This is a genomic window from Labilibaculum euxinicum (genome assembly GCF_963678175.1).
GTDB classification, from domain to species: domain Bacteria; phylum Bacteroidota; class Bacteroidia; order Bacteroidales; family Marinifilaceae; genus Labilibaculum; species Labilibaculum euxinus.
Map to the genome: position 1 here is coordinate 4,074,931 of NZ_OY782756.1, position 12,364 is coordinate 4,087,294.

9 protein-coding genes are annotated in these 12,364 nt (G+C 36.3%); 4 read left to right on the top strand and 5 right to left on the bottom strand.

What is annotated here, in order from left to right; all coding sequences use genetic code 11:
• Positions 1 to 270 precede the first annotated feature (270 nt).
• Positions 271 to 1,506 carry an S-adenosylmethionine:tRNA ribosyltransferase-isomerase gene (locus ACY0M5_RS16360; RefSeq protein WP_461629872.1) on the bottom strand — a complete coding sequence of 412 codons (1,236 nt, stop codon included), beginning with the start codon at positions 1,504 to 1,506 and terminating at the stop codon, positions 271 to 273.
• 162 nt (positions 1,507 to 1,668) lie between these two features.
• On the opposite strand from ACY0M5_RS16360, the gene ACY0M5_RS16365 reads away from it, so the two are divergent.
• Positions 1,669 to 2,697 carry a Smr/MutS family protein gene (locus ACY0M5_RS16365; RefSeq protein ID WP_124992886.1) on the top strand — a complete coding sequence of 343 codons (1,029 nt, stop codon included), beginning with the start codon at positions 1,669 to 1,671 and terminating at the stop codon, positions 2,695 to 2,697.
• A 215-nt stretch (positions 2,698 to 2,912) separates the two neighbouring features.
• Here the strand turns inward: ACY0M5_RS16365 and ACY0M5_RS16370 are convergent, their stop codons facing one another.
• The 3 genes from ACY0M5_RS16370 to ACY0M5_RS16380 all read right to left on the bottom strand — a co-directional run bounded on the left by ACY0M5_RS16370 (position 2,913) and on the right by ACY0M5_RS16380 (position 6,529).
• Positions 2,913 to 3,563, bottom strand: coding sequence for a LysE family translocator (locus ACY0M5_RS16370; RefSeq protein ID WP_197092799.1), 651 nt, complete (start codon positions 3,561 to 3,563; stop codon positions 2,913 to 2,915).
• A 54-nt stretch (positions 3,564 to 3,617) separates the two neighbouring features.
• Positions 3,618 to 5,423 (bottom strand): lysophospholipid acyltransferase family protein, encoded by a 1,806-nt coding sequence (locus tag ACY0M5_RS16375; protein ID WP_124992887.1) that lies wholly within the window; start codon positions 5,421 to 5,423, stop codon positions 3,618 to 3,620.
• A gap of 266 nt (positions 5,424 to 5,689) precedes the next feature.
• Positions 5,690 to 6,529: a histidinol-phosphatase gene (locus tag ACY0M5_RS16380; protein ID WP_461629873.1), complete on the bottom strand. Its 840-nt coding sequence runs from the start codon at positions 6,527 to 6,529 to the stop codon at positions 5,690 to 5,692.
• Between the two features lie 200 nt (positions 6,530 to 6,729).
• On the opposite strand from ACY0M5_RS16380, the gene ACY0M5_RS16385 reads away from it, so the two are divergent.
• Both ACY0M5_RS16385 and ACY0M5_RS16390 read left to right on the top strand, forming a co-directional pair.
• Positions 6,730 to 8,565: a YgiQ family radical SAM protein gene (locus ACY0M5_RS16385; RefSeq protein WP_461629874.1), complete on the top strand. Its 1,836-nt coding sequence runs from the start codon at positions 6,730 to 6,732 to the stop codon at positions 8,563 to 8,565.
• A gap of 101 nt (positions 8,566 to 8,666) precedes the next feature.
• Positions 8,667 to 9,395 (top strand): tetratricopeptide repeat protein, encoded by a 729-nt coding sequence (locus tag ACY0M5_RS16390; RefSeq protein WP_124992889.1) that lies wholly within the window; start codon positions 8,667 to 8,669, stop codon positions 9,393 to 9,395.
• Here the strand turns inward: ACY0M5_RS16390 and mnmL are convergent, their stop codons facing one another.
• Positions 9,396 to 10,349, bottom strand: coding sequence for a tRNA modification radical SAM protein MnmL/YtqA (mnmL, locus tag ACY0M5_RS16395; RefSeq protein ID WP_461629875.1), 954 nt, complete (start codon positions 10,347 to 10,349; stop codon positions 9,396 to 9,398). It abuts the gene before it with no gap.
• A 308-nt stretch (positions 10,350 to 10,657) separates the two neighbouring features.
• On the opposite strand from mnmL, the gene ACY0M5_RS16400 reads away from it, so the two are divergent.
• Entirely contained in the window at positions 10,658 to 12,214 is a 1,557-nt protein-coding gene (locus ACY0M5_RS16400; protein ID WP_461629876.1) for a DUF4301 family protein, read from the top strand.
• The last annotated feature ends 150 nt before the right edge of the window (positions 12,215 to 12,364 follow it).

Here is a 12,364-nt window from a genome sequence, read left to right on the forward strand (position 1 = left end):
TTCTTTTTACCTTACATCTTGTGGCGCAGAAATAAAATCCTGTTTCAAGAAAACATTTTCACCTGCGCCAATTTGTAATGTCGAATTCTTATCCTAAGGTGACATTCGCTTCGCTCCTTTACCCCGGGCTATTCATATTTGAGCCCTTCAGGCTCCGATAAAATGAGCAATCACTTTATCAACCTTACTTTTGTTGATCTTTTCACTTTTGACCTTTCGAAACTCTTTGACTTTTCGACTTTCAAGACTTTCAAGACTTTTAGGACTCTTCTATCCTCTCATCAGTAAGGAGCTGTCTCCATAACTTAGGAAACGAAAATCATTATCCAGCGCGTACTGATATATGTCCCTCCAATTATCACCAACGAGTGCCGAAATTAAAAGAAGCAACGTACTTTGCGGCTGGTGAAAGTTTGTCACCAAACCCGAAATAACTTTAAATTTATATCCCGGAGCGATAATAATCTGAGTTGCGACATTAAATAAAGTCAAACCATTCTCCTGCATATAGCTGCAAATTGCCTGATACGATTCCTGCCTGCTGTAATTAGCCGGTAACTGATAAGCCTCCCACTGTTTCAGCAAATGAGGATTTTCCTTTTGGGTCAGAATTTTAACACCCATCCAATACAAACTCTCCAAACTTCGCACAGATGTTGTGCCCACCGCAATAATTTGTCCGCTAAGCTTTATGATATTCTGAAGACTCTCAAGGGTAACCTGAATATGTTCTGTGTGCATTTCATGATCGCCTATCTGCTCCGATTTCACAGGCTTAAACGTTCCAGCTCCAACATGCAGTGTCAATTCTTCCCGATTTATTTTTTTTCCTTCCAAGCGTGAAAACACATCCTCAGTAAAATGCAGTCCTGCTGTTGGCGCAGCCACCGAGCCTTCGTATTTTGAATAAACGGTTTGGTAACGAAGCAAATCTGTTGCTTCCGTGTCACGATTTAAATAGGGGGGAATTGGAATTTTACCAGTTTGTTCCAATACCTCACTAAAACTCAGGTCCGGATGATTCCAGGAAAAAAAGATTTCCTGAGCTCCTTCCAATGCCTCCTGCTTCTCTGCTTTCAGGAAATACTCCTTATCATCAACATAGAAAGGCATTTTTAACATCCCGGACTTCCATTTTCGTGCATTTCCTACGATACATTTCCAGGATGAAGAACCACAAGCCTGGAAAGCCAGGTTGTAATCAGCCGGCTTCAAAGGTTCCAGGCAGAATATTTCAATTCGTGCTCCTGTTTCCTTATGAAATATCAATCGTGCCTGAATCACTTTGGTATTATTAAACACCATCGTAGTTCCAGAGGCAATCTCCGAAGGTAAATTCTCAAATACAGATTCCGAAATCAATCCGTTCTTGTAAATCAGTAATTTTGACAAATCCCTGTTCGCTAAAGGGTGTTTGGCAATTCTTTGATCGGGAAGATCGTAGGTGAAATCTGAAATTTGAATTTGCTTGGCATCCAAACTATTTATATTGATATTACAATCCATCTATTTCTTAATTAATCAAGCTTTATTCCTAATAAAGAAAGGGCTTTGCCTTTTGATCGGCAAAAATAGCTAACTTTGTCGGGAATAGAAAACCTGTTGACTGTTTTAGATTTTTGAAGTAGAAACGAATGCCAAAACAGCCAACCCAAATTAGATAATCCGATGCAAATAAATATAGGAGATAAAGTCCGGTTTTTAAATGAAATTGGTGGTGGTATTGTGACCCGAATAATTGATGCTAAAACTGTTATGGTTTTAAATGACGAGGATGAATTTGAGATTCCAAGTCTGAAAACCAATTTGGTTGTGATTGAATCGGTAAACACAGGAACTTCCCCTCAATCCAAACAAAGTAATTCTTCAAGTTCAGGTTCCTCATTACCATCAACAAAACAAGCACTATTTGTTGAAAAAGAGGAAGTTTACGTTGCTTTTGCTCCCAAGGAATCGGCCACCCAATCGGAAAGCCCGTTGGAACTATTTTTAATTAACGATACCAATCAAATTCTTTTGTACACTTTCTGTGATGAAAAAGGAAATGGACTGGAAGGAATAACTGCAGGAACTCTTGATCCCAAATCAAAAATTCTTTTATCAGAATACGAAATGAAAGACCTGAACGAATTGACCTGCTGTCATTTTCAAATCATTTTTTATCAGCAAGGAAAATGCTCACCTAAAAGACCTTTGGATCGTACGCTCAAAATTCAGGCTGTAAAATTCCACAAATCTTCAAGCTATAAGGATACTGCATACTTTCATCAGGGCGTTATACTTTACAAACTTACAGGTGAAAATCTGGAGCAAAAAATAGAAGAATTAAGCAATAAAGATTTCCAACAGGCAATTCGTGAAAAAGAAGATTCAGAAAAAGTAAAACCGACACCAAAAAACAATAATTCTGATGATAATTTAATCGAAGTTGACTTACACATTAATGCATTAATTGACTCTGTAACAGGATTATCAAATGCCGACATCCTTGAATTTCAACTTAATAAATTTCATGAGGTATTGCGTCAGAACCAATATGAGAAAGGCAAAAAAATTGTATTTATTCATGGTATCGGCAATGGCACATTAAAGCAGCATGTTCACAATGAACTCAAAAGAAAATACAGAAAACACTATTCTCAAGATGCCTCGTTTAAAGAATATGGATGGGGAGCAACCATGGTTACAATACGATAAAAAGTCTGGAAAATCCGAAAGATCGAAAAGTCTGGAATACAAAAACTTATTGTAATAATGATCTCAGAATTAAATTGCCACGTGGCTTTAGCGGGTATAGTATTGAAAGGGAAAATATTTTTTGCAGCCTCTTTACCTGTGGATTAAAAAAGAACTAAATAAAAAAAGACGCAAATGCGTCTTTTTTTTATATCCTGATATCGCCTTGAGCAATTTTAAGTATGAATAAAGGATTTGATTGGCTCGAAACAGGCCAGAAAAGCAAGAAATCCTAATGCTGCAATTACAATTCCCGAAATTTTATTGATCCAAAATAATTGTTTTAATCTGAATTTCTTGCGGAATATATTAATAATGGTCGACAAGGTATACCACCATAAAGCTCCTCCCAACAGCACACCTAAAATCAAGAACAATTCAATTCTCAAAGTCGGATTGCTTCCAAAGATAGATGCTCCGGCAAAAACTGCAACAAAAACAAAAACTGCAATCGGGTTCGATGCAGTAAGAAAAAATATAGAAACGAAGTCACCCAGCATTCCCTTTTTACCCGTTTTCTTTGCCCCTCTAATCTGCTTTATAGGATTTGTAAGGAAGATTCGCAACCCTACATACACCAGAAAAATACTACCGATTAACTGCAGGTAGAATTCCTGTGTTTTAATAAAACTAAGCACCATTCCCAAACCAAAAGCGGCAACTGTAGCATAAAACATATCTGCAACAGCAGCACCCAGACCCGAAATAAAACCGGCCAAGCGACCTTTCTGAATGGTTTTTTGAATAATTAACACCCCTATCGGACCTAATGGTATCGAAACCATTAACCCCACAACTATTCCTTTAAATAAATATTGAAAATCCAACTACTAAATCTTTTTCAGTTAACAAAATTGCTTGCAAAGGTGGTAAAATATATGCTAAAATCTGACATCTTCCGATGAAAATCTTTTCATAATGGTGTCATCATTGAATTCCTTCGACAATGATTCAATCACTTTAATTGGCACATCAAACAAATCAACTACGATTAAACCATCCAGACAATCATTAAAATTTGGGTCTATATTAAACCCCACAATCCTCGCATTCAGAGAAATGTATTTCTTAAGAAGCACCGGCAACTTATCATTAGTTATCTCAAAATCGCCAATTAACTTATCTAGTTTATTGATATCATTCTTAGCCATTTCCAATAAAATATCCACATCCAGATCTTTTATTTTGACCTTGAATTTCTTTCTTGATTTAATGTACTGTCCTAAATCGTAATTGAAATAATTCCGCATAATAAATTTAATGATCAAATCTTTCGACAAATCAGAATACTTATTGCTGATACTCACAGGTCCTATCAAATAACGCGACTGAGGATTCTTAAGCAAGAAATACAGAATCCCTTTCCAAAGCAAAAAGAGAGGCATTGGCTTTTTTTGATATTCCTTCACAATAAATGAACGCCCCAACTCCAATGATTCATGAAGAACAGGCTGGAATTTTTTGCTCATACGGAACAGGCTCTGCAAATAAAAGCCTTTCAATCCGTACTCCGAAAGAATTTCATTTCCCTTGCCAACACGATAGGCACCTACTATCTTTTTCAGTTCCTCATCCCAAATAAAAAGCTGATGATAATACAAATCATACTCATCAACATCAATCCCCAGATTTGTTCCTTCACCAACTTCCCGAAAGGTAATTTCCCTTAACCGACCAAGTTCGGTCAACACATGAGGCAACTTAGAAGAAGGTGCACAATACACAGTAAAATTACTGCTTTTAAACAGCAAATATTCCTGAGGAAGACTTTCCACCTCACTTTGAATAATCTCCGGGCTTACAGAAGGTACAATATCCTCAACCTTTGCAATTTTTTCCTTGCGCTTGAATTGATAAAACTTTTTTACTTCAATTGGAGTTCCCAGCATATAAGTCTTTGCGCGCAAAAACCGACCATACTGATTGATATCTGTGAAGCCTTTCTGATCTTTTACCGAAATTGGATTTCCAATACGGATCCGAACCGTTTTATTCTTTTTATTTAATAATTCTGATGGCAATTTCACTGTCCTAAGTGTAGGATGAATCATTCCCAGTAAATGGAATATCAAACTATTGCTTCCCTGAAAATAAATAGGCACAACAGGTACATCAGCTTTCTTAATAAACTTAAGAATAGATGGCTGCCATTGCTTATCGGTAATATTATTTGTGTGGGACTGATAAGACGAAACCTCTCCCGCTGGAAATATTCCCAAGGGAAAACCACCGCTTAGATGACGAAGTCCTTCTTTAATGCCTCCTGTACTGGAAGCTACCCCCTTTCTTTCCTCAAAAGGATTTACACCCAAAAAATAATCTTTTATGGGCTCAATCTTTTTCAGTAAGAAATTAGCCATTGCCTTAAACTCAGGGCGCACCATACAAATCAGCTTAATCAGAATTAAGCCGTCAATTCCTCCAAACGGATGATTTGATATTGTAATAAACGGACCTTCTTTGGGAATACGCTTTAATTCTTCCTCGTCAAATTCGAATTTAATCCCTAAATCGTCTAGTAACGCATCAATAAAATCAATGCCATCCTTGCCACAATTTGCAGAATACAAATCATTCAATTTATTCAATCGAAGAATATACATCAACAATTTGGCAAAACTTTCCCCACCAAACCAGCTAAGGCTCTCATTTGCCTTTAATAAATCTTTTGGATCAACCAACTTCATATGTCAATACGTTCTAAAAAGGTTGTCCCGACAAATATCGGGAGTGACAAACTAAATCAATTAACATCTGTATTAAGACTGTATCATGAATCAGTATTTATCTATGTTTTTTGTTTCAAAGTCATTCCTATTTTCGAAAAAGCCCAGATTATTCAACCCCACTAACCAAACCAAAAGTATCAGACCTTTTCAACCGGATAAAAATAGTATTATTTATCAATACTCCAGTCCAATATTCAATTAAAAAACTTAACAATTACTGTTAATTACAAAGTTTGATCGAACCAGCCCCCATTATCAAAAACACAAACCGACTCAAACCCAATATCTTTGAGCAGACTCACGGCTATATCGAATCCTGAAACTAATTCATCCACATGATGAGCATCGGTACTGATTGTAACAGGTACCGCATATTTTTTACATTCTCTCAAAAAATACAAACCGGGAAAAAATGAATCAGACTTTTTCTTGTAAATCCCTCTGGTATTGACTTCAACAATAGTACCGGAATTCTTAATCACTTTAATTGTCTCATCCAGTAAATCAATATACCATTTTTCATTTTCAGAAAAAAAACGGCCTTTATTGTTCATTTTCACCTTATCTACATGCCCAACAATATCCGGTTTTTGAGTTTCAATCATTTCAATTACCTGATTGTAATAGGCAGTAACTGCTTTTTGCACATCCCCGTCAAACAAAACCTCAATACCATGAATATAATTTGTATCCGGTCCATCGAGAAACCAATATTCCGAATCAGATTTAGCCTTCACCAAATGGACCGAACCGATTGTATAATCTAACCCAGCCTCTTTTTTCAACTCCTTAAAAGATTTTGTCACTTCAGGAATATAGTCAATCTCCAGAGACAGGTAAATTTGTATTTTAGACCGGTACTTTAGCTTCAACCTCTCCGCTTCAGCTGAATACTCCTTTAAGCTTTGCAATGGCATACTCCATGGTTCATTTTGCACCAATGGTGCATGAGAAGAGAAACCAACTGCACTCAACCCAAGATCTATAGCTCTTTCAACAAACTCTTCCGCCGTGTTTTTACCATCGCAAAAGGTCGTATGAGTGTGATATGAAAAATAATTCATTTGTCCGATTTTAGTAAGGCAAAGATACTTCAAGACACCAATATCACAAAATCCTTTCTCAATATGCATCAATTGTCCGGCTTTAATCAAACAACAAAAGAAGCTTTTTATTATCCGTTGAAAATTTATTATTTATTGGGATGATAATCCTTCTTTAAAATCTTTATAAATAATACTATCTTTGCAATAATTTAAAACATATGACTGAGAGCAACAAATTACACATAGATAAATGGCTTCCTACATCGGCTAAGGAAGTAAAAGAAAGAGGTTGGGAAGAATTGGATGTAATTCTATTCAGCGGTGATGCCTATATTGATCATCCTTCGTTTGGAGCTTCTGTGATAGGAAGAGTTCTGGAAAACGAAGGCTTGAAAGTTGCCATTGTACCACAACCAAACTGGCGTGATGATTTGCGCGACTTTAAAAAACTGGGACAGCCTAAATTATTCTTCGGTGTAACCGCAGGTAATATGGATTCGATGGTTAATCATTATACTGCCAACAGAAGATTACGGCATGATGATGCGTATACTCCCGACGGCAGACACGGCCAAAGGCCTGATCGTCCCACAATAGTTTATTCTCAGATTCTGAAAAAACTATACCCTGACACCCCCATACTAATTGGAGGAATTGAAGCTTCATTAAGGAGAGTAACTCATTACGATTATTGGGATAATGAACTGAAACCAAGCATCCTTTGCGAAAGCAATGCCGATTTATTGGTTTATGGAATGGGCGAAAAACCATTAAAAGAAATTGTTCGCCTAACAAAAAAAGGAGTACCATTTTATTCTTTGACTAATATTCCACAAACGTCTTTTCTTGTTGCCCAAGATGAAGCTTATCCTACAAAAAAAACATGGCAGGATCAGAAACTCTATTCACATGAAGATTGCCTGAACGACAAGAAAAAATTCGCAAGTAACTTTCGGTACATTGAGATGGAATCGAATGCAATGATGGCAAAGAAACTCACTCAAGACTATAAAGATCAGACCATTGTTGTGAATCCTCCGTACCCGGTGATGAACGAAAAGGAAATGGATGAAGTTTACGACCTTCCCTATACCCGATTGCCGCATCCGCGATACAAAGACAAAAAGATTCCTGCTTTTGATATGATTAAATTCTCGGTAAACATGCACAGAGGATGTTTTGGAGGCTGTTCATTCTGTACCATATCTGCCCATCAGGGAAAATTTATTGCCAACCGATCTGAAAAATCGATATTGAAAGAGGTTGAAAACATTACAAAGATGCCCGATTTTAAAGGTTATCTTTCAGATTTAGGAGGCCCTTCTGCCAATATGTACCAAATGAAGGGGATTTTCGAATCTATTTGCAAAACCTGCAGAAGACCTTCGTGCATTCACCCGGATGTTTGTCCAAATCTGAACACAAATCATCAGGCAATGCTTGACATTTACAAAAAGGTTGATCAAGTTCCAGGAGTTAAGAAATCGTTCGTTGGCAGCGGTATTCGTTATGACCTTATTCTACATCAGACTAAAGATGATAAAATAAATAAATCGAACCGGGAATATGCTACCGAATTGATTAAAAATCATGTGTCGGGAAGATTAAAAGTTGCTCCGGAGCATACTTCCGATGACGTTTTGAATATGATGAGAAAACCATCCTTTAATTTATTTTACAAACTGAAGGCTTTATTCGACGACATCAATAAAAAAGAAGGTTTGAACCAACAATTAATTCCATACTTCATTTCAAGTCACCCGGGAAGTCAACCAACCGATATGGCCGACCTTGCTGTGAAAACAAAAGAACTTGATTTTAAGCTGGAACAAGTTCAGGATTTCACACCAACACCAATGACGGTTGCTACAGTAATCTACTACTCCGGCTATCACCCTTATACTTTAAAGAAAGTATTTACGGCAAAAAGTGAAAAGGAGAAGTTATCGCAGCGGAAATTTCTATTCTGGTATAAAAAAGAGTATCGGGAAGCTATAAAAACTGAATTAATAAAAATGGGCAAAAAAGATATGCTGACCAAACTTTTCAAATAGTTAAGCAACTATTAACAGATATTCATAACAAATATGAAGAGGTTTGAAAACCTCTTCTATTTATTTGCGTATATTGGAAAAACCAACTCTAACTACTTTGCATGACTAAATTTTACCTACGAACTACTGCAGTTGTCATACTGATCATTCTCGTTTTTATTGTCTTCGGATGCAACAAAAACAGGAAAGACAGAGCTAATGAGAATGCCATTGAATTAATAGGAAAACAGAAATACGCCGAAGCAATTAAAGAATTTTCCACAATTGTTAAAGGCGATAAAAACTACCTTCCAGCCTATTACAACAGAGCAATATGTTACTCTTTTCTTAATAAGAACAGAGAAGCAATTAATGATTTGAATTTTGTAATCTCGAAACAAAAATTCGATGAAGAGGCCTATTTAAACAGAGCAATTCTCTTTGAAAATCAAAAGAAATATAAGGACGCTATTAAAGACTACACTCATCTACTCACCATAAATCCCAGAAACATTCAGGCATTACATTTTCGTGGCATTTGCAAATACTACATTAAAGATTACGCCGGAGCAGTAACTGACTATAGTCTAGCAATAAAGTACGGACTAAACTCTTCGGGTGTTTACTACAACAAAGCAGTTGCACTAGATTGCCTGGAACAATACCCCAAGGCAATAAAATATTACGACAAAGCAATAAAAATTGACGGAAAATTGGAACGGGCCTACTTCGCCCGGGGAATTGCTAATTTGAAAAACGGCAACAAAGAAGCAGCTATTGCAGACATTAAACAAGCCGAAAAATTAGGTTTCAAGAAAGCGACTCACGTACTCAAGGAAATTATTGGTTGATTATTCAATCTCTTTAAATAATTTTCCCTGCCAAGAATCTCTTTCCACCAATCTCTTGTCCAGTTTATCTACGAATTCGAAATTTTTGACTCCCCATTTCGGAGCGATCAACCATCCTTTTGGTGCCTGATTTATGAACCGTTCCAAACTTACCCTTGGATTGATTCTCTCAATCACATCGACAATAAAATCCAAATACTCTTCCATTTCAAACAAGTAGAACTTCTCAGGTTCCACCTCATATTCTTTGGCCATTATTGTATGATTGAGAATTTGCAGCTGATGCATTTTAAGCGTATCAATTGGCAGGTTTGATAATTTCACAGCATGCTCAATCATCATTTGCGGTGTATCGAACGGAAGGCCGTTCACCAAATGGGCTCCAATATGAATTCCACGCCCCGAAGTTCTCATTATTGTTTTTTCCGCTTCCTGATAGGAATGCCCACGATTTATAGCTTCCAAAGCACGGTCATTCAATGATTCGACACCATACTCAATACTGATATAATAATCTTTTGCCAATTCTTCCAGATAATCTAAAAGAGAATCGGAAACACAGTCGGGTCGGGTACCAATTACCAAACCAACTACTTTCCCGTGAGACAAAGCCTCCCCGTAAATTTGCTTTAAATGATCAAGTGATCCATAAGTATTTGAATAAGCCTGAAAATAAGCCAGATAATACTGAGCTTTATATTTGGTATTGAAGAAGTCTATTCCCAGTAAAATCTGCTCTGTAACTGTTTTTTTAGGACTGCAGTAAGCTGGATTAAAACTATTGTTATTGCAATATGTACAACCACCTACGCCTTTGCTCCCATCGCGGTTGGGACAAGTAAAACCAGCATCGATTGATATTTTTTGAATTCGTTCCGAAAACCGTCTTTTAAATGAACTTGGAAAATCATTATATCTCTTATTGTTTCCCCACTGAAATTGCTTATCTGTCATACCTGTTCTAATTTATCGTAAAAATACAAAAGAAATTGATTCCAGTAAATTGATTGACATTAATTGGAATTCATCAAGATAAGCTGCAGGCTTAAAATCAAACAGAAGACAAAGTTAAAATGCAGCGGTATAGGTTTTTTACAAATATTACTATAATATTGAAACAGTAAATCTCCTACTATATTTGTATTTTTACATGCAAAACTGCAAAGCATTGCATAAGTATTTTCTTTATTTAATAGAATGAGCGTTTCATTTATTGAAAGTATTCTTTATATTGCCTTTGACACTTTATTAAAACTTTAAACATGTTTTCAAAACAAGACCAATCTCAATTCAAGGCCAAAGCCATTGATATTAAGACCATTGAAGAACAGATAAGCAACTTCAAAACTGGTTTTCCTAAAATGAAATTGAAGAAGCCTGCCACAATTGATGACGGAATAATGCAAATTTGTGATAATGAACAGGATATTTATCAAGAAGTATTTACGGCACACGCCAAAAGCCTTTCATTGCTAAAATTTGTTCCTGCTTCGGGCGCAGCAACAAGAATGTTTAAATCGCTGTACGATTTTTTGAACACCTATCAGGACACGGAAGACGAATACCTAAAATTCCTTTGTAACAAAGGACCGGAAACCATGTTTAACTTCTTTGACAGAATTGAAGATTTTGCTTTCTATGGGGATCTTCGAAATATTGTTTCGGAAAACAATATGGATTTGGAAAAGATGATTGATAAAAATCAATTCAAACAAATCCTGGCCATGCTCCTAACAAAAAAAGGGCTTAATTATGCCAGTCTTCCTAAGGGACTGCTGAAATTCCACAGGTACAAACATTTTTCCAGAACAGCTTTTGAGGAACATTTGGTTGAGGCGCTAAATTATGCTAAAAACTCCAAAGGAGATGCTCAAATTCATCTTACCGTATCAGAAGATCACAAAGAACTATTTGAGGATCGTTTAGACAAAACCAAGGAAACTTTTGAAGAAAAATATAACGGCAAACTAAATGTTGCTTACTCTGTTCAGAAATCCTCTACCGACACCATTGCTGTTGATACAAACAACGAACCTTTCCGAAACGAAGATGGTACAATACTATTCCGTCCGGGTGGACATGGTGCTTTAATTGAGAATTTAAATGAGCTGAATGCTGATATTGTTTTCATTAAAAATATTGATAATGTTGTTCCTGATCGTTTAAAGGAGATTACTTACAAATTCAAGAAGGTTTTAGCAGGCATTCTGTTGGAACGCCAGTCATTTATTTTTGACTATTTAAAAATTTTGGAAGAAGACAAAGACATTTCGCAAAATACTCTTGACGAAATGCTTGCCTTTTTAGAAGATAAACTTTGCACAAAAGCGCCTGCAAGTCTTAAAATTGAAGATCCTGAAAAACTGAAGAAATACCTGTTTTCCAAATTCAACCGTCCTATTCGTGTCTGCGGTATGGTTAAGAACGAAGGTGAACCTGGTGGAGGACCATTTTGGTCAAGAAATTCGGATGGATCTGTATCTCTTCAAATTGTTGAAGGATCGCAAATTGACAAACAAGACGTTCGACAAACAAATATTTTTGAACGTTCTACGCACTTTAATCCGGTAGATTTGATTTGCGGTATTAAAGACTATAAAGGAAATAAATTTGATCTTCCTTTGTTTGTTGATAAGCAAACCGGTTTTATCTCTCAAAAATCACACAATGGCAGTGATCTGAAAGCAATGGAATTACCAGGTTTGTGGAATGGTGCCATGTCTGATTGGAATTCTGTATTTGTAGAGGTTCCAATTGCCACTTTTAATCCTGTGAAAACAGTATTTGATTTACTTAGAATTGAACACCGCAATTTATAATTAACAACGGCCTCCTTGCAAGAGGCCGTTTGTTTTGGGCAAAACCCCGTAAAAACAGAAATAAGGATTAACTTTTGTTAATATCTTACATCTTGAATATTTTAAAATTAATCCTATTTTTGCAGTGCAATAATCATTTTAATTTGATAG